Source organism: Pseudomonas sp. FG47, from assembly GCF_057809115.1.
The window spans coordinates 146,001-172,195 of record NZ_JBMDJI010000001.1; the positions used below are offsets into that span (position 1 = coordinate 146,001).

Annotated in this window: 30 protein-coding genes; 21 read left to right on the forward strand and 9 right to left on the reverse strand. The window is 63.9% G+C overall.

The window, feature by feature from the left end:
- Positions 1-49 precede the first annotated feature (49 nt).
- The gene (locus tag ACODS5_RS00690) at positions 50-946 is read left to right on the forward strand and encodes a LysR family transcriptional regulator (RefSeq protein ID WP_489107674.1); all 897 of its coding nucleotides are present in this window, start codon (positions 50-52) and stop codon (positions 944-946) included.
- Here ACODS5_RS00690 and ACODS5_RS00695 read toward each other — a convergent pair.
- Complete coding sequence (locus ACODS5_RS00695; protein WP_134689082.1) at positions 943-1,266, reverse strand: ElaB/YgaM/YqjD family protein; 324 nt, start codon at positions 1,264-1,266, stop codon at positions 943-945. The two genes, ACODS5_RS00690 and ACODS5_RS00695, sit on opposite strands and share 4 nt — an antisense overlap.
- Positions 1,267-1,415: 149 nt before the next feature.
- Here ACODS5_RS00695 and ACODS5_RS00700 point away from each other — a divergent pair, with 149 nt between their 5' ends.
- Positions 1,416-1,631: a dodecin gene (locus ACODS5_RS00700; RefSeq protein ID WP_011531496.1), complete on the forward strand. Its 216-nt coding sequence runs from the start codon at positions 1,416-1,418 to the stop codon at positions 1,629-1,631.
- Between the two features lie 102 nt (positions 1,632-1,733).
- Positions 1,734-1,955 (forward strand): DUF1161 domain-containing protein, encoded by a 222-nt coding sequence (locus tag ACODS5_RS00705; protein WP_023632600.1) that lies wholly within the window; start codon positions 1,734-1,736, stop codon positions 1,953-1,955.
- A 50-nt stretch (positions 1,956-2,005) separates the two neighbouring features.
- Here ACODS5_RS00705 and ACODS5_RS00710 read toward each other — a convergent pair whose 3' ends face one another.
- Entirely contained in the window at positions 2,006-3,010 is a 1,005-nt protein-coding gene (locus ACODS5_RS00710; protein WP_134689081.1) for an LLM class flavin-dependent oxidoreductase, read from the reverse strand.
- A gap of 152 nt (positions 3,011-3,162) precedes the next feature.
- On the opposite strand from ACODS5_RS00710, the gene ACODS5_RS00715 reads away from it, so the two are divergent.
- Positions 3,163-3,588: an OsmC family protein gene (locus ACODS5_RS00715; protein ID WP_134689080.1), complete on the forward strand. Its 426-nt coding sequence runs from the start codon at positions 3,163-3,165 to the stop codon at positions 3,586-3,588.
- Between the two features lie 75 nt (positions 3,589-3,663).
- The gene (locus ACODS5_RS00720) at positions 3,664-3,897 is read left to right on the forward strand and encodes a DUF1161 domain-containing protein (protein WP_134689079.1); all 234 of its coding nucleotides are present in this window, start codon (positions 3,664-3,666) and stop codon (positions 3,895-3,897) included.
- A gap of 51 nt (positions 3,898-3,948) precedes the next feature.
- On the opposite strand, the gene ACODS5_RS00725 is transcribed toward ACODS5_RS00720, so the two are convergent.
- On the reverse strand, positions 3,949-4,362 hold the full coding sequence (locus ACODS5_RS00725; protein ID WP_134689078.1) for a PA0061/PA0062 family lipoprotein: 414 nt from the start codon (positions 4,360-4,362) through the stop codon (positions 3,949-3,951).
- Between the two features lie 55 nt (positions 4,363-4,417).
- Complete coding sequence (locus ACODS5_RS00730) at positions 4,418-4,831, reverse strand: PA0061/PA0062 family lipoprotein (protein WP_134689077.1); 414 nt, start codon at positions 4,829-4,831, stop codon at positions 4,418-4,420.
- An 88-nt stretch (positions 4,832-4,919) separates the two neighbouring features.
- Here ACODS5_RS00730 and ACODS5_RS00735 point away from each other — a divergent pair, with 88 nt between their 5' ends.
- Positions 4,920-6,011 (forward strand): aminopeptidase, encoded by a 1,092-nt coding sequence (locus ACODS5_RS00735; protein ID WP_134689076.1) that lies wholly within the window; start codon positions 4,920-4,922, stop codon positions 6,009-6,011.
- A gap of 40 nt (positions 6,012-6,051) precedes the next feature.
- Here ACODS5_RS00735 and ACODS5_RS00740 read toward each other — a convergent pair whose 3' ends face one another.
- Together ACODS5_RS00740 and ACODS5_RS00745 are read right to left on the reverse strand one after the other, a co-directional pair.
- Entirely contained in the window at positions 6,052-6,699 is a 648-nt protein-coding gene (locus tag ACODS5_RS00740; protein ID WP_489107675.1) for an HAD family hydrolase, read from the reverse strand.
- Positions 6,700-6,776: 77 nt separating this feature from the next.
- The gene (locus ACODS5_RS00745) at positions 6,777-7,319 is read right to left on the reverse strand and encodes a gamma carbonic anhydrase family protein (protein ID WP_134689074.1); all 543 of its coding nucleotides are present in this window, start codon (positions 7,317-7,319) and stop codon (positions 6,777-6,779) included.
- A 67-nt stretch (positions 7,320-7,386) separates the two neighbouring features.
- Between ACODS5_RS00745 and prlC the strand changes: the two genes are divergently transcribed.
- The 6 genes from prlC to ACODS5_RS00775 all read left to right on the forward strand — a co-directional run bounded on the left by prlC (position 7,387) and on the right by ACODS5_RS00775 (position 15,793).
- Entirely contained in the window at positions 7,387-9,474 is a 2,088-nt protein-coding gene (prlC, locus tag ACODS5_RS00750; protein WP_489107676.1) for an oligopeptidase A, read from the forward strand.
- Positions 9,471-9,752 (forward strand): YheV family putative zinc ribbon protein, encoded by a 282-nt coding sequence (locus tag ACODS5_RS00755; protein ID WP_489107677.1) that lies wholly within the window; start codon positions 9,471-9,473, stop codon positions 9,750-9,752. The genes prlC and ACODS5_RS00755 overlap by 4 nt, the downstream gene beginning before the upstream one ends.
- Positions 9,753-9,877: 125 nt before the next feature.
- Positions 9,878-11,899: a M3 family metallopeptidase gene (locus ACODS5_RS00760; RefSeq protein WP_489107678.1), complete on the forward strand. Its 2,022-nt coding sequence runs from the start codon at positions 9,878-9,880 to the stop codon at positions 11,897-11,899.
- A 66-nt stretch (positions 11,900-11,965) separates the two neighbouring features.
- A complete protein-coding gene (locus tag ACODS5_RS00765) occupies positions 11,966-13,024 on the forward strand; it encodes a PA0069 family radical SAM protein (protein ID WP_489107679.1) in 1,059 nt (352 codons plus the stop codon).
- A 324-nt stretch (positions 13,025-13,348) separates the two neighbouring features.
- Positions 13,349-14,068: a carbonic anhydrase gene (locus tag ACODS5_RS00770; protein ID WP_134689069.1), complete on the forward strand. Its 720-nt coding sequence runs from the start codon at positions 13,349-13,351 to the stop codon at positions 14,066-14,068.
- 189 nt (positions 14,069-14,257) lie between these two features.
- The gene (locus tag ACODS5_RS00775) at positions 14,258-15,793 is read left to right on the forward strand and encodes a SulP family inorganic anion transporter (protein ID WP_167659416.1); all 1,536 of its coding nucleotides are present in this window, start codon (positions 14,258-14,260) and stop codon (positions 15,791-15,793) included.
- 51 nt (positions 15,794-15,844) lie between these two features.
- Here ACODS5_RS00775 and ACODS5_RS00780 read toward each other — a convergent pair whose 3' ends face one another.
- Entirely contained in the window at positions 15,845-16,486 is a 642-nt protein-coding gene (locus ACODS5_RS00780; protein ID WP_134689067.1) for a hypothetical protein, read from the reverse strand.
- A 381-nt stretch (positions 16,487-16,867) separates the two neighbouring features.
- On the opposite strand from ACODS5_RS00780, the gene coxB reads away from it, so the two are divergent.
- From coxB to ACODS5_RS00800, 4 genes are read left to right on the forward strand one after another with little or no spacing between them, the layout of a single operon-like run.
- Positions 16,868-17,995 (forward strand): cytochrome c oxidase subunit II, encoded by a 1,128-nt coding sequence (coxB, locus tag ACODS5_RS00785; RefSeq protein WP_489107680.1) that lies wholly within the window; start codon positions 16,868-16,870, stop codon positions 17,993-17,995.
- Between the two features lie 43 nt (positions 17,996-18,038).
- Positions 18,039-19,628, forward strand: coding sequence for a cytochrome c oxidase subunit I (gene ctaD / locus ACODS5_RS00790; protein WP_134689065.1), 1,590 nt, complete (start codon positions 18,039-18,041; stop codon positions 19,626-19,628).
- Positions 19,629-19,638: 10 nt separating this feature from the next.
- Positions 19,639-20,196 carry a cytochrome c oxidase assembly protein gene (locus tag ACODS5_RS00795; protein ID WP_038707108.1) on the forward strand — a complete coding sequence of 186 codons (558 nt, stop codon included), beginning with the start codon at positions 19,639-19,641 and terminating at the stop codon, positions 20,194-20,196.
- Positions 20,197-20,212: 16 nt separating this feature from the next.
- Positions 20,213-21,100, forward strand: coding sequence for a cytochrome c oxidase subunit 3 (locus tag ACODS5_RS00800; protein ID WP_134689064.1), 888 nt, complete (start codon positions 20,213-20,215; stop codon positions 21,098-21,100).
- A 37-nt stretch (positions 21,101-21,137) separates the two neighbouring features.
- On the opposite strand, the gene ACODS5_RS00805 is transcribed toward ACODS5_RS00800, so the two are convergent.
- The gene (locus tag ACODS5_RS00805) at positions 21,138-21,341 is read right to left on the reverse strand and encodes a twin transmembrane helix small protein (RefSeq protein ID WP_028688692.1); all 204 of its coding nucleotides are present in this window, start codon (positions 21,339-21,341) and stop codon (positions 21,138-21,140) included.
- A 62-nt stretch (positions 21,342-21,403) separates the two neighbouring features.
- Here ACODS5_RS00805 and ACODS5_RS00810 point away from each other — a divergent pair, with 62 nt between their 5' ends.
- The 5 genes from ACODS5_RS00810 to ACODS5_RS00830 are packed head-to-tail and all read left to right on the forward strand — an operon-like array spanning position 21,404 to position 25,287.
- Positions 21,404-22,147 (forward strand): SURF1 family protein, encoded by a 744-nt coding sequence (locus tag ACODS5_RS00810; RefSeq protein WP_134689063.1) that lies wholly within the window; start codon positions 21,404-21,406, stop codon positions 22,145-22,147.
- Positions 22,113-22,691, forward strand: a complete 579-nt coding sequence (locus tag ACODS5_RS00815; protein ID WP_134689062.1) for a hypothetical protein — start codon at positions 22,113-22,115, stop codon at positions 22,689-22,691. Before ACODS5_RS00810 ends, ACODS5_RS00815 begins: the two co-directional genes overlap by 35 nt.
- Before the next feature lie 9 nt (positions 22,692-22,700).
- The gene (locus ACODS5_RS00820; RefSeq protein WP_134689061.1) at positions 22,701-23,774 is read left to right on the forward strand and encodes a COX15/CtaA family protein; all 1,074 of its coding nucleotides are present in this window, start codon (positions 22,701-22,703) and stop codon (positions 23,772-23,774) included.
- Positions 23,759-24,658, forward strand: coding sequence for a heme o synthase (gene cyoE / locus ACODS5_RS00825; protein WP_134689060.1), 900 nt, complete (start codon positions 23,759-23,761; stop codon positions 24,656-24,658). Before ACODS5_RS00820 ends, cyoE begins: the two co-directional genes overlap by 16 nt.
- Complete coding sequence (locus ACODS5_RS00830) at positions 24,655-25,287, forward strand: SCO family protein (RefSeq protein WP_489107681.1); 633 nt, start codon at positions 24,655-24,657, stop codon at positions 25,285-25,287. Before cyoE ends, ACODS5_RS00830 begins: the two co-directional genes overlap by 4 nt.
- A 106-nt stretch (positions 25,288-25,393) precedes the next feature.
- Here the strand turns inward: ACODS5_RS00830 and ACODS5_RS00835 are convergent, their stop codons facing one another.
- Positions 25,394-26,164 (reverse strand): MetQ/NlpA family ABC transporter substrate-binding protein, encoded by a 771-nt coding sequence (locus tag ACODS5_RS00835; RefSeq protein ID WP_489107682.1) that lies wholly within the window; start codon positions 26,162-26,164, stop codon positions 25,394-25,396.
- Between the last annotated feature and the right edge of the window lie 31 nt (positions 26,165-26,195).

Consider the following 26,195-nt stretch of genomic DNA (forward strand, 5'->3'; position numbering starts at 1 on the left):
TGAAAACCGATAAGATTGCGCAAACATGTCAGGAAAACTCACAAGTAACATGGCCCAGGATCTCCCCCCCCTCAATGCCTTGCGGGCTTTCGAAGCCACCGCCCGCCTCAACAGTGTCAGCCAGGCGGCCGAGGCGCTGCATGTAACCCATGGCGCGGTCAGCCGGCAGATCAAGGTGCTTGAGGAGCATCTGGGGGTCGCCCTGTTCATCAAGGAAGGGCGTGGCGTCAAACTCACAGATGCCGGCGTGCGCCTGCGCGATGCCAGCTTCGAGGCCTTCGATCGGTTGCGCGGGGTCTGCGCCGAGCTTTCCCGCGATGCCGACGAAGCGCCGTTCGTGCTCGGTTGCTCCGGCAGCTTGCTGGCGCGTTGGTTCATCCCCCGCCTGGGGCGCCTGAAAGCCGACCTGCCGGAGCTGCGCCTGCACCTGTCAGCGGGCGAAGGTGACCTTGATCCGCGACGCCCGGGGCTGGACGCACTGCTGGTCTACGCAGAGCCACCGTGGCCGGCGGACATGCAGGTACACGTGCTCGCCGAGGAGCGCATCGGCCCGGTGATGAGTCCGCGCTTTGACGCCTTCGATCGTTTGAAAGCCTTGCCAGCCATGGCTTTGCAGCATGTTGCCGTACTCCATACGACATCGCGGCCACAGGCTTGGCCTACCTGGGCGCGACAGCATGGGCTGGCGCCCGAGGCGCTGAGCTACGGGCAAGCCTTCGAGCATCTCTACTACTTGCTGGAAGCAGCGGTGGCTGGGCTGGGTGTGGCCATCGCCCCGCAACCGCTGGTGGCGGACGACTTGAAGGCCGGACGGTTGGCCGCGCCATGGGGCTTCTCCCCCACCAATGCGGCACTGGCCTTGTGGGTACCCCGGCGCGCCGCGGACGGGCGCGCCGAGCAACTGGCGCAATGGCTGCGCCAGGAGCTGCAGCGACAGACGGGTTAGTTGCGGCGGCACATCAAGTAGGCGGCCAGCAGGCCCAGGGCGCCCACCGCGACACCTGCGGTGGTCCAGGGGTGTTGCTGGGCATAGTCGCGGGTGGCTACGCCAGTTTCGCGGGTGCGGGTCTTCACTTCCTCGTAGGCATCGCTGAGCAGGCTGCGTGAGTGCTTGAGGGCGCTTTCGGCGTTGCCGCGCAGCGTCTTCATGGTCTTCTGCGTTTCTTCCGACGCATCGTGCTTGAGGCCTTCCAGAGTCTTGAGGAGGCTTTCGATCTCGGCTTCCATGCTTTCCAGTGAGGTTTTGCGCAATGCATTGCGTGCCATGTCGACTCTCCTTGCTGAGTGGGATGTACAGGTTGCGACTGCGCAGCTGGATGAAAGTGCGATCGAACTTTCCCCTGCGGCGATCGCTCGCAGGTAAACCGGGCCTGTGCTGCTAGGCTCAAGCCACTACCCACTCAAGGAGAGCGCTCATGTCGGATCATCACACCTACAAGAAGATCGAGCTGGTCGGGTCTTCGCCCACCAGCATCGAAGAAGCGATCAACAATGCCCTGGCCGAGGCGGGCAAGAGCATCAAGCACCTGGAATGGTTCGAAGTGGTCGACACCCGCGGGCATATCCGTGACAACAAGGCCGCGCATTTCCAGGTGACGCTGAAGGTTGGGTTCCGCATTGCCAACAGCTGAAACCAAGCTGGGCTAGGCTTGCCCGGCGTGTTGGGGTATCAAGGTTGCAGGGCGCGTGCTTCGCGCCCTTTTTGTCTTTGATCTGCACAAGGAAAGCGATCGATGAAGAAATTGATTCTGGCCGTGGGGCTGATGGTGTTGGCTGGCGGTGCGATGGCGGCGGGCAAGCCGTGCGAGGAACTCAAGGCTGAGATTGCGGCGAAGCTCGATGCCAAAGGGGTGAAGGGGTACTCGCTGGAGATCGTCAACAAGGGCGAGCCGGCCGGCAAGGTAATCGGCAGTTGCGAGGGTGGGACCAAGGAAATCGTCTACCGTCGCGGCTGATCGAATCCTTTTCGCGGGGCAAGGCGCAGCCGCTTGCCCCGCGATTGATTTCACTCGGCCTTGAGCGCCTGCGCCATCAGCTCATAGGACTTGATCCGGTCGGCGTGCTCATACAGGTCACTGGTAAAGATCAGCTCGTCTGCCCCTGTCTGTTCCAGCAATACCTCGACCTTCGCCCGCACCTTCTGCGGGCTGCCGATCATCGCCAGACCCAGGAAGCTGCTCACCGCATCACGTTCATGGGGCAGCCAAAGGCCGTTCATGCTCTCGACCGGCGGGCGCTGCATCAGGCTCTGGCCACGGATCAGCGCGAGAATGCGCTGGTACACCGAAGTGGCCAGGTACTCGGCCTTCTCGTCGGTCTCGGCCACCACCATCGGGATACCCAGCATCACATAGGGTTTGTCCAGCGTCGTCGACGGCTTGAAGTGGTCGCGGTAAATGCGGATCGCCTCGTGCATGTAGCGCGGCGCGAAGTGCGAGGCGAAGGCATAGGGCATGCCGCGCATGCCGGCCAGTTGGGCGCTGAACAGGCTGGAGCCGAGCAGCCACATGGGTACCTCGGTGTCGTGGCCGGGCACGGCGATGACCTTTTGGTCGTCGGTGCGCGGGCCCAGGTAGCGTGACAGCTCCTCGACATCGTCGGGGAAATCGTCGGCGCTGCCGGAACGCTCGCGGCGCAGGGCGCGGGCGGTCATCTGGTCGGAGCCCGGGGCGCGGCCCAGGCCCAGGTCGATGCGGCCTGGATATAGGCTGGCCAGGGTGCCGAACTGTTCGGCCACTACCAATGGTGCGTGGTTGGGTAGCATCACCCCGCCGGAGCCTACGCGAATGCGCGAGGTGCCGCCCGCCAGATAGCCGATCAGCACGGCGGTGGCCGAGCTGGCGATGCCATCCATGTTGTGGTGCTCGGCCACCCAGAAGCGGTTGTAGCCGAAGCGCTCGACCTGTTGCGCCAGGTCCAGCGAGTTGCGCAGCGCTTGCGCCGGGCCGCCGTCGGCGCGCACGGGCACCAGGTCGAGGGTGGAAATCTTCAGGTCTCGCAGGTGGGTCATCGGAGCCTCCGCTACAGGTGGTTGGCCATGGGCCTTCTGGACTCTGTATGGGCACATTCGGCGGATTCAATGCCTGGCGATGGATTGATCTGAACTTGACGTGGGCCCTGTCCTCAGAACTTTACATACCCAACCTGTGACCAGGAGGCAGCATGAAAAAGTCGGCATCGGCGGTTTGGCAAGGTGGCCTGAAGGACGGCAAGGGCCAGATATCCACTGAAAGCGGTGCGCTCAAACAGGCGCCCTATGGCTTCAACACCCGTTTCGAGGGCAGCCCCGGGACCAATCCGGAAGAGCTGATCGGCGCCGCCCATGCCGGGTGTTTCTCGATGGCGCTGTCGATGATGCTCGGTGAGGCGGGCTTCACCGCGGAGCGTATTGATACCCATGCTGAGGTAAGCCTGGACAAGCAGGCTGATGGCTTTGCCATCACGGCGGTGCACCTGACCCTCAAGGCCAGCGTGCCGGGCGCCAGCGAGGCGCAGTTCCAGGAAATCGCCCACAAGGCCAAGGCGGGTTGCCCAGTATCCAAGGTGCTCAACGCAACCATCAGCCTGGAGGCGACGTTATTGGCCTAGGCGGCGCAACGGCGGCGGTTTGCTGTAGTCTAACCTGCGTCGGCAGCCCGCCTGCCTTATCAGGAGCCGTTCCTCATGATCCGCGTAACCCTCGCTGTGCTGGCCTCCTTGCTGGCAACGGCGGCACTGGCCGCGCCCAAGCCGTGCGAAGAACTGAAGGCCGAGATCGAGGCGAAGATCCAGGCGCGCGGGGTCAGCTCCTATACGCTGGAAATCGTGCCTAACGCCGAGGTCAGCGATCCCAACATGATCGTGGGCAGCTGCGATGGCGGCACGAAGAAGATCGTCTACCAAAAGAACGATCGATAGCCCCGACACGCAGGAGCCAGTCGACGGGTTCTCTGGGGGGACGGGCTGTTTTCAAGGAATGCAGAACACGTTGCTCGGTTCGTTCACCACCACCTTGCGCTTGCCGTCGTACAGCAGCACCTGTGGCTGCATCGCCGGTGCCCGGGCTTCCAGGCGATAACGCTCGCCAGCCTGGAAGTCGTTGAAGCGCACGGTGAGGTAGCAGGTGCGCTCTGTGGGGTCGGTGCTGAAGCCGCCGGCATAGATTTCGTAATCGAAACGCACCACCAACTCATGCCTGCCAGGCGTCACCTGGAAGTAGCGGCCATCGTCCAGGCGCTGGCCGTCCAGGCGGTCGGCCATGAGCGTACGGCCGGGGGTGATGGTGTACATGTCGATCCAGGCCTTGCCGGGATCGGCGGGGGGCAAGGGGCTGGCGCAAGCCCCCAGGGCACTGAGGGCCATCAGCATCATGGGCTGGCGCATGGCGAAACTCCCGCTCGCGGTTCACAGGCTACAAGCATAGCGCCGTTCGCGCTGTTCAGGTGCGCTGGCAGCCTGCCGGTTCGCCCTGGCTGATCAGCTTCTGCTGCTGGTCGTACAGCTTGATCCACGGGCGAAAGCCGATGCTGCCGGCCTGCATCTGATAGCGCTGCCCGGCGCTGAAGCCTTTGTAGCTGAGGTTGAGCTGGCAGTCGCGCCACAAGGGTTGCGCGACCGGGCCGATATTGCTCGGGGCCACCGGGAACTGGTAGCGCACGGTCAGCTCGTGGTTGCCGGGCTGCACTTGGAAATAGCGGGTATCGGCCCAGGCGCGCTCATCGACCTCGAGGGCGTGCAGCGAGTCGTTGTCGCCGGGGGCGAGGTCAACCCAGGCCTGGGTTGGGTCGGGGTCGGGCAAGGTGGCACAACCGGACAGCAGCACGAGTGTGCCGACGGCAAACAGAGTACGCATGGCGAAGCTCCCCCTGGGCGAGATAATCTTGGTCGCATTCGGCCGACAAGCGAGATAGACAGCCTCGATGTTTGGACTTTTTCTTTTCATGCGCTGCAGCCGTCGGGCTCTGGACCGCGTTTTCACCAGGTTGGTTCCCGTCGCCCTGGGCGTCCTGCTGAGCGGTTGCTCCAGCCTGGGTTACTACAGCCAGTTGGCCCAGGGGCAGTGGCAACTGCTGCGGGCCCGGCAGCCGGTGGACAAGGTGATCGCCGACCCGGCCACCCGCCCGTTGCTGCGCCAGCACCTGCAAGTGGCGCAACAGGCCCGGGTATTCGCCAGTGAGCAGCTCAAGCTGCCGGACAACCGCAGCTATCGGGTGTATGCCGACCTCGGCCGGCCCTACGTGGTGTGGAACCTGTTCGCTACTCCGGAACTGTCGCTGCAACCGGTGACCCACTGTTTCCCGATTGCCGGTTGCGTGGCCTACCGCGGCTATTACCAGCAGGGCGCGGCCCGCGGCGCGGCGGCATTGATGCGCGCGGACGGGCTGGATGTCTACATCGGCGGTGTCGAAGCCTATTCCACCTTGGGCTGGTTCGATGACCCGATCCTGTCGAGCATGGTCGGCTGGGGCGACGAGCGCCTGGCCACGGTGATATTCCACGAGCTGGCGCACCAGCGCTTCTATGTACAGGACGATACCGAGTTCAATGAGTCGTTCGCTTCCTTCGTCGAGCAGGAGGGTACGCGGCAATGGCGGGTGACGCGCGGCCTGTCAGCGACGGAGGATGGCAGTGGGCGGCAGCGCGAGCAGTTCATCCGCCTGGTGCTGGCCAGCCGCGAGCGCTTGCAGGCGATCTACGCCGGGCCGTTGGATGAGGCGGGCAAGCGGGCGGCCAAGCAGGCCGAATTCGAACAGTTGCGGCGGGAATATCGCCATGTGCGGGATCGGGACTGGGCCGGGGATCGAAGGTTCGATGCCTGGATCTATGCACCGTTGAACAATGCCAAGTTGCTGCCGTTCGGGCTGTATGATCAATGGGTGCCGGCATTTTCGCAGCTGTTCAAGGATGTTGGCCAAGATTGGCTGGGGTTTTACCAGCGAGTCGAAGAATTGGGGCGAATGCCCATTGATAGGCGCAAGGCGCAGTTGGAGCGTCTGATGCCATCGCGGGGCAAGTCCGCTCCCACGCCGTGATCAGATGCCTGCGTGGGAGCGGGCTTGCCTCGCGAAGAGGTCAGCGCATGAAAGCTTGGTGCAACTCAGCTAGCGTCTCGAAATGGAACGCTGGCGTCTCGGCCTGCAGTTCCGCCTGGCTACCCAACCCATACCCCACCGCCACCGCCTGCAAGCCATTGCTGCGGGCGCCGATCAGGTCATGCTTGCGGTCACCGACCATCAAGGTCTGCGCCGGGTCCAGCCCTTCCTCGTCCAGCAGGTGGCGGATCAGCTCGACCTTGTCGGTGCGGGTACCGTCCAGCTCGCTGCCGTAGATCACCTTGAAGTGATGGTCGAAGGCAAAGTGCCGGGCGATCTCGCGGGCGTATTCCCAAGGTTTGGAGGTGGCGATGTACAGCGTGCGACCTTGGTCGTTGAGGGCCTGCAGCAGCTCTGGCACGCCGTCGAACAGCAGGTTTTCGTACAGCCCGGTGACCTTGAAACGCTCGCGATAGAAGTTCAGCGCCTCCCACGCCTTGGCCTGGTCGAAGCCGTAGAACTGCATGAAGGCCTGTAGCAAGGGTGGGCCGATGAAGTGCTCGAGGCGGGTGAGGTCCGGCTCGTCGATGCCCAGCTTGGCCAGGGCGTACTGGATCGAGCGGGTGATACCCTCGCGGGGGTCGGTCAGGGTGCCGTCGAGGTCGAAGAGGATGTTTTGCTGGTGCATGGTTTTCTCTGTATCGGTTGGCCTTGGTGCAAGCAATTGCTTTGCCCTGCTTTCTGTAGGAGCGGCCTACGTGGGCCTTACTGGTCGTAGCCTTCGGCCAGGTGCTGGTCCTTGAGCTTGACGTAGTTGCCGGCGCTGTAGGCGAAGAACGCGTGCTCCTGCTCGCTCAGCAGGCGCACCTGCTTCACCGGGCTGCCCATGTACAGGTAGCCACTGACCAGGCGCTTGCCCGGCGGCACCAGGCTGCCGGCACCGATGATCACCTCGTCTTCGACGATGGCGCCGTCCATGACCGTGCTGCCCATGCCTACCAGGATGCGGTTGCCCAGGGTACAGCCATGCAGCATGACTTTGTGACCGATGGTCACCTCGTCGCCGATGATCAGCGGGAAGCCGTCGGGATTGAACGGCCCGGCATGGGTGATGTGCAGCACGCTGCCGTCCTGCACGCTGGTGCGCGCGCCGATGCGGATGCGGTGCATGTCGCCGCGCACCACCGTCAGCGGCCACACCGAACTGTCCTCGCCGAGCTCGACATCGCCGATGACCACCGCCGAACGGTCGACGAAGGCGCGCGGTCCAACTTTGGGCGTGTGTGCCTGGAACGTGCGGATGGCCATGATAGTGTTCCTCTGCAATGCCGATAGGCGGACTGCCTGCTGCGGTCGGCGTCGATTGTAATTTAAGATGGTCCCGTGTTTCTCCTGCCAAGGTACCCGAACCGTGAGTACGAACAACCCGCTGCTGCAGTCCCATGATCTGCCGCCCTTCTCGGCCATTCGCCCCGAGCATGTGCTGCCGGCGATCGAGCAGATCCTCGCCGACAACCGCAAGGCTATCGCCGAGATCCTCGAACAGCAGGGCAAGAACCCGACCTGGGCCGGCCTGGTGCTGGCCATGGACGAACTGAACGACCGCCTGGGCGCAGCCTGGAGCCCGGTCAGCCACCTCAACGCGGTGTGCAACAGCCAGGCGCTGCGCGAGGCCTATGAAGCGTGCCTGCCGGCCCTGAGCGCCTATTCCACCGAGCTGGGCCAGAACCGTGCCCTGTTCGAAGCCTACCAGGCCCTGGCCGCCAGTCCCGAGGCCGCAGGCTTCGACATGGCGCAGAAGACCATCCTCGACCACGCCCTGCGTGACTTCCGCCTGTCGGGCATCGACCTGCCGGCCGACCAGCAACAGCGCTACGCCGAAGTGCAGAGCAAGCTCAGCGAACTGGGCAGCCGCTTCTCCAACCAACTGCTCGACGCCACCCAGGCCTGGACCAAGCACGTCACCGACGAAGCCGCGCTGGCCGGCCTGACCGACTCGGCCAAGGCGCAGATGGCCGCCGCCGCCCAGGCCAAGGGCCTAGACGGCTGGCTGATCACCCTGGAGTTCCCCAGCTACTACGCGGTGATGACCTACGCCCGCGACCGCGCCCTGCGCGAAGAGCTGTACGCCGCCTACTGCACCCGCGCCTCCGACCAGGGCCCGAACGCCGGCCAGTTCGACAATGGCCCGGTGATGGAAGAGATCCTCGACCTGCGTCAGGAGTTGGCCAAGCTGCTGGGCTACCAGAACTTCGCCGAGCTGAGCCTGGCCACCAAGATGGCCGAATCCAGCGACCAGGTGTTGAGCTTCCTGCGCGACCTGGCCAAGCGTTCCAAGCCGTTCGCCGCCCAGGACCTGGAGCAGCTCAAAGCCTATGCCGCCGAACAGGGCACCGCCGAGCTGGCCAGCTGGGACGCCGGCTACTTCGGCGAAAAGCTGCGCGAGCAGCGCTATAGCGTGTCGCAGGAAGCCCTGCGCGCCTACTTCCCGATCGACAAGGTGCTGAGTGGCCTGTTCAGCATCGTGCAGCGCCTGTACGGCATCGAGATCGCCGAACTCAAGGGCTTCGACAGCTGGCATCCGGACGTGCGCCTGTTCGAGATCAAGGAGCACGGTCAACACGTCGGCCGCTTCTTCTTCGACCTCTACGCCCGCGCCAACAAACGTGGTGGCGCCTGGATGGACGGTGCCCGCGACCGCCGCCGCACCGCCGCGGGCGAGTTGCAGAGCCCGGTGGCCAACCTGGTGTGCAACTTCACCCCGGCCGCGCCTGGCAAGCCGGCGCTGCTGACCCACGACGAAGTCACCACCCTGTTCCATGAGTTTGGCCATGGCCTGCACCACCTGCTGACCCGCATCGAGCATGCCGGTGTGTCGGGCATCAACGGCGTGGCCTGGGACGCGGTGGAGCTGCCGAGCCAGTTCATGGAGAACTGGTGCTGGGAGCCTGAAGGCCTGGCGCTGATCTCCGGCCACTTCGAAACCGGCGCGCCACTGCCCCAGGACCTGCTGGACAAGATGCTGGCGGCGAAGAACTTCCAGTCCGGCATGATGATGGTGCGCCAGTTGGAGTTCTCGCTGTTCGACTTCGAGCTGCACGCCACCCACGGCGATGGCCGCGGCGTGCTGCAGGTGCTCGAGGGCGTTCGCGACGAGGTCTCGGTCATGCGTCCGCCGGCCTACAACCGCTTCCCCAACAGCTTCGCGCACATCTTCGCCGGCGGTTACGCGGCGGGCTACTACAGCTACAAGTGGGCTGAAGTGCTGTCGGCCGATGCGTTCTCGCGCTTCGAAGAGGAAGGCGTGCTCAACGCCGAGACTGGTCGCGCCTTCCGTGAAGCCATCCTGGCCCGTGGCGGCTCCCGCGAGCCGATGGTGCTGTTCGTCGACTTCCGTGGCCGCGAGCCTTCCATCGATGCATTGTTGCGCCACAGCGGCCTCACCGAGGACGCGGCGGCATGAGCGAGGTGGCCGTGAACAAGAGCAAGCGCCGCTTCATCGCCGGGGCGGTATGCCCGGCGTGCAGCGAGATGGACAAGCTGACCATGTGGAGCGAGGACGGTGTGCCACACCGCGAGTGCGTGGCCTGCGGGTTCACCGATACCCTCAACGAACAGGGGTTGTCGGTACCCAAGGAATTGGGCACCCGGGTCAACCACCAGGCGCCCAAGGCGGCGCCGGCCAAGGTGCAGACCGTGCAGTTCTTTCCCAATCCGAAGTTGAAGAAACCGGCCGAGTGAGGTCGTCGTGCCGTCCAGTCCCTGGGCGGCACGCTCGAATTGCCCTGGCGGTAGATAGTCAACTCACCGCCTGGCGGGGGCCCGTTCATGCTCCCTTGCTCCTCAAACCGAGCAAGGCGGGCACCATGATTCACAGCAATCCACTTCTGCAACCCAGTGCTATTCCGGTCGACTACGATGCGGTGACGCTGGAGAACGCCCGTGAGGCATGCGCCCACGTACTCGCTGCCCATCGCGAGGGTATCGCCAGCATCATCGAGGATCAGCGCGATCTGCCTACCTGGGATGATCTTGTGCTGGCCGTGGATGAGCTCGATGCGCGACTCATAGCGGTCATGACGGCAACTTCTGTATTGAGCTACAAAGGGGATGACTGGACCGATCTGATCAATACCCTGTATGGGCAGTTGCTGACCCGCTTTGATGAAAAGCTGGCCGACAGAGAGTTGCAGGATTTGTATCAACGCCTTGCCGACAGCCCGATGGGCATGAACCTCGATGCCCACGAGCGCGCCACGTTGAACTGGTATCGCCAGGCCTTCGTGTTGCAGGGCGCCTCGCTCGATCCTGCAGGCAAGCTGCAGCTGGAGCACCTGCAGGCACGTATCCTTGAGTTGGCCAGGCAATTCGGCCAGAACATGTACCTGGACGGCAACCTCATCACCGATGCAACGCTGCTGCGTGGTCTTCCCTCCCGAGTGCGGGACGAACTGGCGAACAAGGCCAGGCAGGAAGGACAAACTGGCTGGCTGGTCGGGACGAGCAAGGCCACAACACGCGTGATACTGGAGCAAGCCGCTGATCGCAGCCTGCGCGAAGCGACCTATCGCCGGCATCATCAGCGTGGCGTGGGCGGTGGCGGACGACCGGACAATGGGGAGCTCCTGTTGGCGCTGGCCCAGGCGCGAGACCAGAAAGCCCGCTTGCTTGGCTTTACCAACCATGCGGCACTGAGCCTGCGAACCAAGAGCGCGGGTACCCTCGAGCAAGTCCGCAGTTTTCTGCACGCGCTGGCCGAGCGTATGCGGCCAAGCATGGAGCAGCGTCGCACGACCCTGGAAGGCCTGGCGGTCAAGTACGGCCTGGAGCCGCTGCAACCTTGGGACCGGCGCTACGTGCAGCGGCTGGAGCGCGAGGCGGCGCGATTGCCGAGCATGGATAGCTTTCGCGAGTACTTCCCGTTGCCGAAGGTGATCGAGGCGCTGCAAGCGCTGGCGCAGCAACTTTTCGCAGTCCGGCTGGTCCGCCCGGTGGCAGCCGCGCCGATGGCTGTCTGGCAACCAACGGTCGAGGCCTTTGAAGTGTGGCTTGATCACGCGCTGGTCGGTTATCTCTACGTGGACGCAGTTCAGTATCCGGGCAAACAGCCCGACCAGGTGGAAACCCGCTACGTGCATAACCGCCGAGTCGATGCCGACGGGCGCTTCCATCCTGCGGTAGTCATGGTGTTCAGCGATATACCACAGGCGCCCATGGACGGCCTGCCGTTGTTGGACCACCTGGCGCTGCGCAAACTGTTCCATGAGTTTGGGCATGCGCTGCACCATCTGCTGGTGCGCACGACCAACCATGTGAACTCGAATATCAGCGGGCTAGGCGCCGATGGGGTGGAGGTATTCAGCAAATTGTTCGAGCGTTGGGTATGGGATGCGGGCTACCTGTCCGGCATTTCTTCGCATCAGCAACACGGTGGCAAGCTGCCCGAGGCTGAGATCAAGGGCATGCTGGGCAACCTGCACTTTGCGGAGCTCGACAAGGCGGCAAATGACCTTGCGCTGGCGCTGTTCGACCTGGATCTGCATGCCACGCCAAACGACGGCAGGTCGCTGCGCCAGCGTCTGGATGAGGCGCGTGCCCGCTGTGGTTTCTGGCCGCTGGAGGCATACGATAACCCCGCGCATGGGTTCGACTACCTGCTGAGCTACTACGACGCGGGCTATTACGCCTATGTCTGGTCTGACGTGCATGCTTTTGATCTGTTTACGCGCTTTCAGGCCAATGGCCTGACAGATCGCCAGACTGGCCTGGCCCTGCAAACTGCCTTGCTCGATCCTGGAGCTGCGCAGCCGTTACTTGAAGGCATGCGGACCTTCCTGGGGCGCGAGCCTGATCTGGAGGCATATCTGGCCTGGTATGGACTGAACTGATCAAAGGCGCTGGAGGAACCGATCGCTCATGCGTACTGTATGTTTATACAGTTAAAGGGTTAAGTCATGACTCCTCCAGCGCCGCAAAAAGGCCGTGGCACGGTCCAGAACCCATGCAATCGTTTTGCCCCACGCCAATCGGTGGTGCAGGATGATGGTTGGTACCAGGAATCTCCGCTGACCCAGGGCACCGAGGTCAGGATCGAGACAGCCAAAACCATCATCAGCCGTAACACCTCGCCCGACCTGCCCTTCGATCGTTCGATCAACCCCTATCGCGGCTGTGAGCATGGCTGCATATACTGCTACGCCCGCCCCAGCCATGCCTACTGGGACCTGTCTCCCGGCCTGGACTTCGAAACCAAGCTGATCGCCAAGACCAACGCCGCCGAGGTGCTCGAACAACAGCTGAGCAAGCCGGGCTATGTCTGTGCGCCGATCAACCTGGGTTCCAATACCGACCCTTATCAGCCCATCGAGCGCGAGCAGCAACTCACCCGGCGCCTGCTCGAAGTGCTGCTGCGCTACCGTCATCCGGTGACCATCGTCACCAAAGGCTCGCTGGTACTGCGCGACCTCGACCTGCTGGCCGAGCTGGCCAGCCAGCGCCTGGCGCGGGTGATGATCAGCCTGACTACCCTCGACGACGAACTCAAGCGCATCCTGGAGCCGCGGGCAGCGGCGCCCAAGGCGCGCCTTCGCGCGATCCGGGTATTGCGCGAGGCGGGCGTGCCGGTGGGCGTGCTGTGTTCGCCGATGATTCCGATGATCAACGACAGTGAGCTGGAGCGCTTGCTGGAAGCGGCTAGGGAGGCTGGCGCGCAGAGTGCGGCGTACATGCTGCTGCGCCTGCCGCTGGAGGTGGCGCCGCTATTCGAGCAGTGGTTGCACGATCATTACCCGCAACGCGCCACCCATGTGCTGAGCCTGATTCGCCAAAGCCGTGGCGGCGAGCTGTACGACAGCCGGTTTGGGGCGCGGATGCGCGGTGAAGGCGTGTTTGCCGAACTGCTGGCGCAGCGCTTTGCCAAGGCTGCCAGGCGATTGGGGTTCGAAGGGCGCGAGCAGGTGCGGCTCGATTGCAGCGCCTTCTGCCCACCAGGCGAGCAGATGGCGTTGTTTTGATTTCCGTTTACGTCAGCGCCAGTTGGCGGCCAGCACCGCGCAGCTGCAACATCAGTTGGGTTAGGGTAAGCCGATAATTCTGCTCATGACCCTTGGCAACTGATGCTTTTTTGCTATTATCCAGGTCCCGCCAAACCGCTCTAGGACGCCAGTTCCAGGGTGATCGCAATTAAGTTTCAGTTAAGTTTCCTACGCTAGCGTAAGTCATCAGTCCGCAGTGACTGTGATTATTTACCCGTGCGTGTCATCTAAATCCCCGCGTCACTGCAATCTTTCCCCGGTAACATGGCATTCACTTTCAACAAACCGCCAAGAGGATGAATCATGCCCGTCAAGGACCCCTCCAAGGTCGTCCCGGCTGCGCCCGCCGAAAGCGCCGAAGCCGCCATGAAGCATATCGTCGACGGCTTCCTGCGGTTCCACACCGAAGTCTTCCCCGAGCAGCAGGAGCTGTTCAAGAAGCTGGCCACCGCGCAGAAGCCGCGCGCCATGTTCATCACCTGCGCCGACTCGCGCATCGTCCCCGAGCTGATCACCCAGAGCTCGCCGGGCGATCTGTTCGTCACCCGTAACGTCGGCAACGTCGTACCGCCTTATGGCCAGATGAACGGCGGTGTGTCGAGCGCCATCGAGTACGCGGTGCTGGCCCTGGGCGTGCACCACATCATCATTTGCGGCCACTCCGACTGCGGCGCCATGCGGGCGGTGCTCAACCCGCATTCGCTGGACAAGATGCCGACCGTCGCCGCCTGGCTGCGCCATGCCGAAGTCGCGCGCACGGTGATCGAGGACAACTGCTCCTGCGGTAGCGAGCACGAAAGCATGCAACTGCTGACCAAGGAAAACGTCATCGCCCAGCTGCATCACCTGCGCACCCATCCATCGGTGGCCTCGCGCCTGGCTGCCGGGCAGCTGCATATCCATGGCTGGATCTACGACATCGAAACCAGCCAGATCGAAGCCTACGATGCTGCCAGCGACCGCTTCCTGCCGCTGACGGCCGGCGAGTCGATCCCCTCCGCTACTCCGAGAGGCCGCTACTAAGCGACCCGAGCACGCTGCAACAACCTTGATTGCCGGCTGCACCCGATGGGTGCGGCGCGGCCTTCGCCTGCCTTGAATTTCCCTGGACACCCTGCCGGCAAGCTTGCTGGCGGCCCGCGCCTGCGCGCGATTCAGGGATCCCCGTGCCTGCGGCCAGAGGAATGGTCGTGAACTTGAGAAAGGAGCGTCATGGTGAACAAGACACAGATCAAAGCGGCATTGCCGCGCGAATTGCTGGCCTCGGTGGTGGTGTTTCTGGTCGCCCTGCCCTTGTGCATGGGCATCGCCATCGCCTCCGGCATGCCGCCGGCCAAGGGCCTGATCACCGGCATCATCGGCGGTATCGTGGTGGGTTTTCTGGCGGGCTCGCCGCTGCAGGTCAGCGGCCCGGCCGCAGGCCTGGCGGTGCTGGTGTTCGAGCTGGTGCGCCAGCACGGCGTGGCCATGCTTGGGCCGATCCTGTTGCTGGCTGGCCTGTTGCAACTGCTGGCCGGGCGCCTGCGCCTGGGCTGCTGGTTCCGGGTGACGGCGCCGGCGGTGGTGTACGGCATGCTCGCCGGTATCGGCGTGCTGATCGTGTTGTCCCAGGTGCATGTGATGCTCGACTCGGCGCCGCAACCTTCAGGTGTGGATAACCTGCTGGGTTTCCCTGCGACACTGGCCGCGGCCCTGCCGCTGGAAAGCACGGGCAATGGCTGGCAGGCCGGCGCCCTGGGCCTGGGTACCATCGCCATCATGTGGGGCTGGGAGCGTTGGCGACCGCAGCGGCTGCGGTTCGTGCCGGGGGCCTTGCTCGGAGTGGCGGCGATGACGGCCATCAGCCTGTGGCTGGCGCTGCCGGTCAACCGCGTGCAAGTGCCGGCCGACTTGTCCGAGGCCATCGACTGGCTGCGCCCGGACGACCTGCTCAAGCTGGCCGATCCGACGCTGCTGGTGGCCGCCTTCGCCCTGGCCTTCATCGCCAGCGCCGAGACCCTGTTGTCGGCGGCGGCAGTCGATCGCATGCACAGTGGCCAACGCTCGGACTTCGATCGTGAGCTGTCGGCACAGGGCATCGGCAACATGCTTTGTGGTGTGCTCGGTGCGCTGCCGATGACTGGGGTGATCGTGCGCAGCTCGGCCAACGTCCAGGCCGGTGCGCAGACCCGCGCCTCGGCGATCCTGCATGGCCTGTGGCTGCTGGCGTTCGTGGTGGTGCTGAGCAGCCTGCTGCAGCAGATTCCGGTGGCCAGCTTGGCCGGGGTGCTGGTCTATACCGGCGTGAAGCTGGTGGACTTCAAGGCGTTCCGTGGCCTGAGCCGTTATGGGCGGATGCCGATGTTCACCTATGCCGCCACGGCATTGGCGATTGTCTTCACCGACCTGTTGACGGGTGTGCTGCTGGGCTTTGCCCTCACCTTGCTGAAGCTGGCGTTCAAGGCGGCGCGGTTGAAGATCAACCTGGTGGCACTGGATGCGCCGGGGCACATGGAGCTGCGCCTGAGCGGGGCGGCGACGTTCCTCAAGGTGCCGGCGCTGACCCAGGTGCTAGAGAGCGTGCCAGAAGGGACGACGCTGCATGTGCCGTTGGGCAACCTGAGCTATATCGACCACTCCTGCCTGGAGTTGCTGGAGGACTGGGGGCGCAGTGGCGCGGCCAAGGGCGCGCGGCTGGTGCTGGAAGAGCGGCGGTTGAAGCGGCGGGTCGAGGGTAGGTTAAGGACAACCGCTGGCGTTGGGGTTTAGCCTGTCGCATTGCCGGGGCTGCGCAGCAGCCCCGGCGATATCGAATGTTCCTCAGGCCGATTGCCCCAACTCCACACCCAGCTGGCGCGACAGGCACGGCCAGCGCTTCCACGCCGCGCCGGTTTCTGGGCTCGACAGCTTGTCGCGGTAGGCCTCCACCGACTCCACGGCAAAGCTCTCCTCGCTGAGCATCTCGTCCACCGAATGATGTACCACCTCATCCAGCTGGTTGGCGAAGGTTTCCCCGATCAGCTGGTGGGCGATCAGGTTGGCGACGGTGGTATCCACCGGAATCAGCGGCTGCTGGAAGTGGCGGATATACAGGTCGTTGACCTCTTCGACCAGGCGATGCGCCAGGTAGGCCTCGTCCAACAGGCAATCCAGCCCGACCTGCCCGGTCATCACGCTTGGCGGCTGCAGGAAATAGGCCTCGGCAATCTTCAGCACCGGCTTGATCTGCGATTCGATGCCAGCCTCGAGGGCCACGGTGTGCGCGGCTTCGAGCAGTTCTGGAACCTCGTTGATGTAGGCGCCGACGAAGCGGGCCAAAGTACCCTGGGCGTCCTGCTGGGGTAGGTGGATCGAAGGGTGCAGGTGTGGCAGTTGTTTCTCGAGACGATTTTTCAGTTGGCCTGTGCGGCTCTCATGTTGATGGGCGTTTTCGATCTGCTCGCGTACAGCAGCGATGTTCATGACAACTCCAGGGACAAGGCGTTACAAACGGAAGACACTAAGTTAGCTTGCTTACGAGAATGGCTAAGACGCATTTGTTATATCGCTGAGACACGTGTAGGAAATTCGCTATATCACTATGCCATCATTGTGCCAGAGCCCAGTGTTCATGGGCCTTTCGGTGCAAACGTTTGGTTTCATGAAGTTGATTTCATGCCCTGCGTTGCGCGCCATTGGTCGGTGGCTATACTCCCGGTGAAACGTGATTCGTTGATGAGGCCCGACTGCCTTTAGCAGGGGGCTCGGTCGTCGAAGCCAGGCAGTCTTGGCCGCCGTTCCCCCCTTTGTCGTAGCAGGTCGTCCACGCCTCCGGGACTACAAGAACGATAAGGGGAACCCGCAATGATGCGACATCCACATGTCTGGATGGGCCTGTTGCTGTGGTCGGTATTCGGACAGGCACACGCCGCATGGACGGTGAACATGGCCCCCGGGGCGACGGACGTCTCCCACGCCGTGTTCGACCTGCACATGACCATCTTCTGGATCTGCGTGATCATCGGCATCGTGGTGTTCGGCGCGATGTTCTGGTCGATGGTCATCCACCGCCGCTCCACCGGCCAGCAGCCGGCGCACTTCCACGAGCACACCTGGGTCGAAATCCTCTGGACCGTGGTGCCCTTCCTGATCCTCGTGGCCATGGCCATCCCGGCGACCAAGACCCTGATCGACATCTACGACGCCAGCGAGTCGGACATCGATATCCAGGTCACCGGCTACCAATGGAAGTGGCACTACAAGTACCTGGGGCAGGACGTCGAGTTCTTCAGCAACCTGGCCACCCCCGCCGATCAAATTCACAACAAGGCGCCCAAGGACGAGCACTACCTGCTCGAAGTGGACCAGCCGCTGGTGTTGCCGGTGGGCGCCAAGGTGCGCTTTTTGGTGACCGCCGCCGACGTGATCCACTCCTGGTGGGTGCCGGCCTTCGCGGTCAAGCGTGATGCCATCCCCGGCTTCGTCAACGAGGCCTGGACGCGTATCGAGAAGCCCGGCATCTACCGCGGCCAGTGCACCGAACTGTGCGGCAAGGACCACGGCTTCATGCCGGTGGTGGTCGAGGTGAAGTCCAAGGCCGACTACGACACCTGGCTCGGCGAGCGCAAGGCCGAGGCGGCCAAGCTCAAGGAACTGACCAGCAAGGAATGGACCCTGCAGGAGCTGGTCGAGCGCGGTGACAAGGTCTACCACACCACCTGCGTGGCCTGTCACCAGGCCGAGGGCCAGGGCCTGCCGCCGATGTTCCCGGCGCTCAAGGGCTCGAAGATCGCCACCGGGCCGAAGGAAGGGCACCTCAACATCGTCTTCCACGGCAAGCCTGGTACCGCCATGGCCGCCTTCGGCAAGCAGCTCTCGGAAGTCGATATCGCCGCCGTGGTCACCTACGAGCGCAACGCCTGGGGCAACAACAAGGGCGACATGGTCACGCCGAAGGACGTGCTGGCGCTCAAGCAGGCCGAAGGCCAATGAACCGGCTCACTCGCGGCAATCAACGGATTGCAGGAGACAGGACATGAGTGCAGTGATCGACGACCACGCCCCCGGCCATGAGCACGCCCACGGCCCGGCCAAGGGCCTGATGCGCTGGGTGCTGACCACCAACCACAAGGACATCGGCACGATGTACCTGTGGTTCGCCTTCACCATGTTCCTGCTCGGCGGCTCGTTCGCCATGGTGATACGCGCCGAGCTGTTCCAGCCCGGGTTGCAGATCGTGGAGCCGGCGTTCTTCAACCAGATGACCACCATGCACGGCTTGATCATGGTGTTTGGCGCGGTGATGCCGGCCTTCGTCGGGCTGGCCAACTGGATGATCCCGTTGATGATCGGCGCGCCCGACATGGCCCTGCCGCGGATGAACAACTTCAGTTTCTGGTTGTTGCCGGCGGCGTTCCTGTTGCTGGTCTCGACCCTGTTCAGCCCCGGTGGCGGGCCGAACTTCGGCTGGACCTTCTATGCCCCGTTGTCGACCACCTACGCCCCGGCCAGCGTGACCTTCTTCATCTTCGCCATCCACCTGATGGGCATCAGCTCGATCATGGGCGCGATCAACGTGATCGCCACCATCCTCAACCTGCGCGCCCCCGGCATGACTCTGATGAAAATGCCGCTGTTCGTCTGGACCTGGCTGATCACCGCGTTCCTGCTGATCGCGGTGATGCCGGTGCTGGCCGGCGTGGTGACCATGATGCTGATGGACATCCATTTCGGCACCAGCTTCTTCAGTGCCGCCGGCGGCGGCGACCCGGTGTTGTTCCAGCATGTGTTCTGGTTCTTCGGCCACCCCGAGGTGTACATCATGATCCTGCCGGCCTTCGGCGCGGTCAGTTCGATCATCCCGGCGTTCTCGCGCAAGCCGCTGTTCGGCTACACCTCGATGGTCTACGCCACCGGGGCGATTGCCTTCCTGTCATTCATCGTCTGGGCCCACCACATGTTCGTGGTCGGCATCCCAGTGGTGGGCGAGCTGTTCTTCATGTACGCCACCATGCTGATCGCGGTGCCCACCGGGGTGAAGGTGTTCAACTGGGTCAGCACCATGTGGGAGGGCTCGCTGACCTTCGAGACGCCGATGCTGTTCGCCATCGCCTTCGTCATCCTGTTCACCATCGGGGGCTTCTCCGGGCTGATGTTGGCCATTGCCCCGGCCGACTTCCAGTACCACGACACTTACTTCGTGGTGGCGCACTTCCACTATGTGCTGGTGCCCGGAGCGATCTTCGGCATCTTCGCCTCGGCCTACTACTGGCTGCCGAAGTGGACCGGGCACATGTATGACGAAACACTGGGCAAGCTGCACTTCTGGCTGTCGTTCATCGGCATGAACCTGGCCTTCTTCCCCATGCACTTCGTCGGCCTGGCTGGCATGCCCCGGCGTATCCCCGACTACAACCTGCAGTTCGCCGACTTCAACATGGTCTCGTCGATAGGCGCCTTTATGTTCGGCGCCACGCAGATCTTCTTCCTGTTCATCGTCATCAAGTGCATCCGCGGTGGTGCGCCGGCACCGGCCAAGCCTTGGGACGGCGCCGAGGGGCTGGAGTGGTCGATCCCTTCACCTGCCCCTTACCACACCTTCCAGACGCCGCCTGAAGTGAAGTAGGAGTCCGCCCATGGACGGCTTGTCGCTCAAACGCCTGGTCAGCCGCCTGCTGATGCTGACCGTGGTGATGTTCGCCTTCGGCTTTGCCTTGGTGCCGATCTACGACGTGATGTGCAAGGCCTTCGGCATCAATGGCAAGACCGGCGGGCAGTACGCCGGCACCCAGGTGAGCGACCCGACCCGTTCGGTGCGGGTGCAGTTCATGTCGACCAATGCCGGCGACATGAGCTGGGAGTTCCACTCCACCGCCGACCAGATCGAGGTCAACCCGGGGGCGGTGAACCAGATGATCTTCGTGGCCCGCAACCCGACCAACCAGCCCATGAGCGCCCAGGCCATCCCCAGCATCACTCCCGCCGAGGCCGCAGCGTACTTCCACAAGACCGAGTGCTTCTGTTTCACCCAGCAGGTCCTGCAGCCCGGTGAGCGCATCGAGATGCCGGTGCGCTTCATCGTCGACCGCGACCTGCCGGAGTCGGTGAAACACCTGACCCTGGCCTACACCCTGTTCGACATCACCGCTCGCCACCCCCCGGTCGCCCACGCCGCGACCGAGGGCGCCCGCTGAGGGAAGGAGATACATCATGGCAAGCCACGAGCATTACTACGTACCGGCGCAGAGCAAGTGGCCGATCATTGCCACGATCGGCATGTTCATCACGGTGTTCGGGCTCGGCACCTGGTTCAACGACCTCAAGGCCGGCCACCCGGAGTCCCACGGGCCGCTGATTTTCTTCGTCGGCGCGCTGTTCCTGGCCTACATGCTGTTCGGCTGGTTCGGCGCGGTGGTCAAGGAAAGCCACGCCGGGCTCTACAGTGCGCAGATGGACCGCTCGTTCCGCTGGGGCATGAGCTGGTTCATCTTCTCCGAGGTGATGTTCTTCCTGGCCTTCTTCGGCGCGCTGTTCTACGTGCGGGTGCTGGCCGGGCCGTGGCTGGGGGGCGATGGGGCCAAGGGCGTGACGCACATGCTCTGGCCCAACTTCGAGTTCGTCTGGCCGTTGTTGCACACACCCGACCCGAAGCTGTTCCCGCCACCTAAGGAAGTCATCGATCCGTGGCACCTGCCGCTGATCAATACCATCCTGCTGGTGAGTTCCAGCGTCACCGTGACCATCGCCCACCACGCCCTGCGCAAGGGGCACCGTGGCGCGCTGAAACTGTGGCTGGGGCTGACCATCCTGCTGGGGATCGGGTTTCTCGTGCTGCAGGCCTACGAGTACCACGAGGCCTACAACAAACTCGGGCTGACCTTGGGTTCGGGCATCTACGGCGCGACGTTCTTCATGCTTACCGGGTTCCACGGCGCGCACGTGACCTTGGGCACGTTGATCCTGTTCGTGATGTTCTGCCGGGTGCTGCGCGGGCACTTCGACCCGGACAAGCACTTCGGTTTCGAGGCGGCGAGCTGGTACTGGCACTTCGTCGATGTGGTGTGGGTAGGGTTGTTCATCTTTGTCTATGTGCTCTGAAAGGCGGCAAGGCCGCTCCTACAGGGACCGAGGTAATTCAGAACGGCGCGTGGGAGACCAACTGCCCGCTGATGAAGCCCCAGGCCACCAGGGCGATGGTCAGGGTGGCGAGGGCGACGCGCACGGTAAGGGCCTTGAGCAGGCGGGTCGACTGGTCGTCGTCCTTGACCAGGAACACCAGGCCACTGAACAGGCTGGCGATGGTGGCCAGCAGCATCAGGACAATTGCGGCCTTGAGCATGGCGACACTCCGGGGGATGCGATGATGGATACAAGTATAGCGCTCGACCTCACGAGGCCCTGGTGAAGCCGTTTCGCCCAGGCCTGGTACCGACCCTGGTGGTGCTTGCGCTGCTGCCGGGGTTGATCGCGCTCGGCTGCTGGCAACTGCGGCGCGCCGACGAAAAGCGTGACCTGCTGGCCACCTACACCGAGCGCCAGATCGAGGCGCCGGTCACTGCTGACCGGTTGCGCCAGCTGCCGGACCCTGCGTTCTACCCCGTGCACCTGTATGGCCGGTTCGATGCCGGTCACAGCCTGTTGCTGGACAACCAGATGCGCGACGGCAAGGCCGGCGTCGAGCTGCTGCAGCCCTTCCACGACCAGGCCAGCGGCATGTGGTTGCTGGTCAATCGCGGCTGGCTGGCGTGGCCCGACCGTCGCGTGCCGGTGCCCTTCGACACGCCGAGCCAGGCGCTGGCGCTGGACGCCACGGTCTACGTGCCGCCGGGCAAGACCTTCCAACTGCACCCGGACAACCCCGACGGCCAGTGGCCGCAACTGCTGACGGCAATCGAACCGGCCGGGCTCTGGCAGCAGCTGGGCCGTGAGGGCTTTGCCCAGGAACTACGCCTGCAGCCAGGCCCTGGTGCCTACCGCCTGGACTGGCCGGTGGTCGCCATGGGCCCGGAAAAGCACCAGGGCTACGCCGTGCAATGGTTCGCCCTGGCCAGCGCGCTGGTCCTGCTCTACCTGTATTTCGGCTGGCATCACAACGACAAGGAGAACCGCCATGGCCGCCGCCACCAGTCCACTGGACGTGCCTGACCGCCGCAAGCCCCGCGGGCGCCTGCAACTGCTGTTGATCCTGTTCGTCGTGCTCGGGCCGATGATCCTTGCCACCAGCATGTACAAGCTCAAGTTCTGGGTACCGGAAGGTCGCAGTTATCACGGTGTGATGATCGGCAATGGCGAGGGCCGGGCGGATATCGGCATCGATGCCCAGGACGAGCGTTGGCAACTGCTGGTCAGCGTCCCAGGAGCCTGTGTCGAGGAATGCCAGCAACTGGTGTACCTGGCCCGGCAGATCCAGGTCGGTCTGGGCCGCGACGCCGGCCGCGCCAGCCATGCCCTGGCGGCGGCCCAGCCGCTGGCCGCCGACTACCAGGCGCTGCTGGGCCGTGAGTACCCGCAGTTGCAACGCTATCCGCTGGACGCCCAGCGCTATATCCAGAAGGTGGGCGACACTGCCCCGCAACTGTGGATCGTCGATCCCCACGGCAACCTGGTGCTGCGCTACGACGCCAAGGTCAAGGGCAAGCATGTGCTGGACGACCTGCGTCACCTGCTCAAGCTTTCCAACATCGGCTAGGAGGCTGCCATGGCCAGACCCGGATTCCGCCTTGCTGTGTTCGCCACGCTGCTGGCGCTGCTGGTCGTGCTGCTCGGCGCCTACACTCGGCTGACTCACGCCGGTCTTGGCTGCCCCGACTGGCCGGGGTGCTACGGCTTCATCAGCGTGCCCAAGACCGATGCCCAACTGGCCCATGCCGAGCTGCACTTCCCTGAGCACCCGGTGGAAGAAGCCAAGGGCTGGGCGGAGATGGTCCATCGCTATTTCGCCGGCACCCTGGCGCTGGTGATCGCGCTGCTTGCCTTCCAGGCTGTACGCCGGCATGCCCATGACGGCCAGCCCTATCGCCTGCCGGTGTTGCTGCTGGGGGTGGTGCTGGCCCAGGCGGCGTTCGGCATGTGGACCGTGACACTGAAACTATGGCCCCAGGTGGTGACCGCGCACCTGCTTGGCGGGTTCACCACGGTGAGCCTGCTTTTCCTGCTATCCCTGCGTCTATCTCGGGCCTTTGCGCCCTTGCCGAAACTGCCGCTGAGCCTGCGGCGGATCGCCGCGCTGGCGCTGCTGGTGGTGATCGGCCAGATCGCCCTGGGGGGTTGGGTCAGCGCCAACTACGCGGCGGTGGCCTGCATCGACCTACCCACTTGCCATGGCCAGTGGTGGCCAGCGGCGGACTTCAGCAACGGCTTCCACCTGACCCAGCATGTCGGCCCCAATTACCTGGGCGGGCAACTGGACAGCGATGCGCGTACGGCCATCCATGTCAGCCACCGGCTCGGCGCAATGCTGGTGCTGGCGGTTCTATCGATGCTCGGCTGGAAGCTGCACCGCCATGGCCTGAGCGGCCTGGCGCGCCTGGTATTGCTGGCACTGGCGTTGCAGCTGGGCCTGGGCATCAGCAATGTATTGTTCCACCTGCCACTGGGCGTGGCCGTTGCCCACAACGCCGGCGGGGTGCTGCTGCTGCTGACCATGGTGCTGGTGAACTACCGCATCCGCGTGGCTGACAAGGTGCGCGTGGGCCATGGCTGGCGCCTGCGGCCGATCACCAGCGTGGGCATTTCCCATCACATGAGGAACGACTCGTGGCGACGCTTCTGAGCACGGATAGCCCACGCGCCGGTTGGCGCGACTACATGGAGCTGACCAAACCCAAGGTGGTGGTGCTGATGCTGATCACCTCGCTGGTGGGCATGTTCCTCGCCACCCGCGCGGGCGTGGCCTGGAGCGTGCTGCTGTTCGGCAACCTCGGCATCGCCTTGTGCGCGGGGGGCGCGGCGGCGGTCAACCACGTGCTGGACCGGCGCATCGACGCGCTGATGGCCCGCACCCACAAGCGCCCGCTGGCCCAGGGCCGGGTCGCGCCACTACCGGCGTTGCTGTTCGCCCTGCTGCTGGCCTTGGCGGGGATGGGCCTGCTGCTGGTGTTCACCAACCCCCTCACCGCCTGGCTGACGCTGGCCTCGCTGTTGGGCTATGCGCTGCTCTATACCGGCTATCTCAAGCGTGCCACGCCGCAGAACATCGTGATTGGCGGCCTGGCCGGTGCGGCCCCGCCATTGCTCGGCTGGGTGGCGGTGAGCGGTCATGTGAGCGCCGAACCACTGCTGCTGGTGCTGATCATCTTCGCCTGGACCCCGCCGCACTTCTGGGCCCTGGCCATCCACCGCAAGGCCGAGTACGCCAAGGCCGATATTCCCATGCTGCCGGTGACCCATGGCGAGCGCTACACCGCCCTGCATATCCTGCTGTACACCTTGATTCTGCTGGCCGTGAGCCTGCTGCCGTATGCCATCCACATGAGCGGCCCGCTCTACCTTGCCTGTGCCCTGGGGTTGGGCCTGCGCTTCCTGCAGTGGGCCTGGGTGTTGTACCGTGGCACCCGGCCGCACGCGGCGATCGGCACGTTCAAGTACTCTATCGGCTACCTGTTCGCCCTGTTCATCGCGCTGCTCGTTGACCACTACTTGTTGCTGAACCTATGACCCGAACCCAGAAAACCGTCTTCATCCTCGTTGCCCTGGTCGCGCTGATCATGGGCCTGACCGTCAACAAGGTGCTCAACGACCGCGGTCAGTTGAACCCCACCGAACTGATCGACGCCGGCATCATCCTGCTGCCGCAGAGCCGCAGCGTGCCGGACGTGAGCATGACCGACCAAAACGGCCAGCCGCTGCTGCTGGACCAGCTCAAGGGCAAGTGGTCGTTGCTGTTCTTCGGCTACACCTACTGCCCGGACATCTGCCCGACCACCCTCGCCCAGCTGCGCCAGGTGAAGAGCGAGCTGCCCAAGGAGGCGCTGGAGCGTCTGCAGGTGGTGCTGGTGAGCGTCGACCCGAACCGCGACACGCCGAACCAGCTCAAGCAGTACCTGGGCTATTTCGACAAGGATTTCCTCGGGGTGGCGGGGTCGATCGAGGATACCCAGAAGCTGGCCAATGCCTTGAGCATCCCGTTCATTCCGGCCGATACCAGCAAGCCTGGGTATACCGTGGATCACAGCGGCAATCTGGCCATCGTCGGGCCGGACGGGCGTCAGCGTGGGTTCATTCGTGCGCCGTTCAACAACCAGAAGCTGGTGGCGCAGTTGCCAGGGCTGGTCAAGCGCGATTGACATCGCTAGGTCTGCTTCGCAGGCCGCTCCTACAGGCAAGCGCATTGCCTCTGTAGGAGCGGCCTTGTGTCGCGATGGGCCGCAAAGCGGCCCCGGGGATGTCAGCTTAGAATGCTGGCACCACGGCGCCCTTGTACTTCTCGGTGATGAACTGCTTCACCTCAGGCGAGTGCAGGGCCTGTACCAGCTTCTTCACCGCGTCCGCGTCCTTGTTGTCCTCGCGGGTCACCAGGATGTTCACGTACGGAGAGTCCTTGCCTTCGATGGCCAGGGCATCTTTTTCCGGGTTGAGCTTGGCTTCCAGCGCGTAGTTGGTGTTGATCAGGGCGGCATCGACCTGGGTCAGCACGCGCGGGATGGTGGCCGCTTCCAGTTCGCGGAACTTCAAGCCTTTCGGGTTCTCGGCGATATCCTTGATGGTCGACAGGATGTTCGTGTTGTCCTTGAGCTTGATCACCCCGGCCTTGTCCAGCAGCAGCAGGGCGCGGCCGCCGTTGGTGGCGTCGTTGGGAATGACCACGGCGGCGCCGGAAGGCAGTTCGTCGAGCTGCTTGACCTTGGTCGAGTACACGCCCAGCGGCTCGATGTGCACGCCGGCGACGCTTACCAGGTGAGTACCCTTGGCCTTGTTGAACTCATCGAGGTACGGCTGGTGCTGGAAGAAGTTGGCGTCCAGGCGCTTTTCCGACACCTGCACGTTCGGCTGGATGTAGTCGGTGAACTCCTTGACCTTCAACTCCACGCCTTCCTTCGCCAGCTGTGGCTTGACGAAGTTGAGGATCTCGGCGTGCGGCACCGGGGTGGCGGCGACGGTCAGGATCTCGGCGTTGGCCGAGAAGGCCGCGACGGCGGCGACAACAGCAAGCAGCTTCTTCATTGATCACTCCTTGTGAGGGCCGCGACGGCCC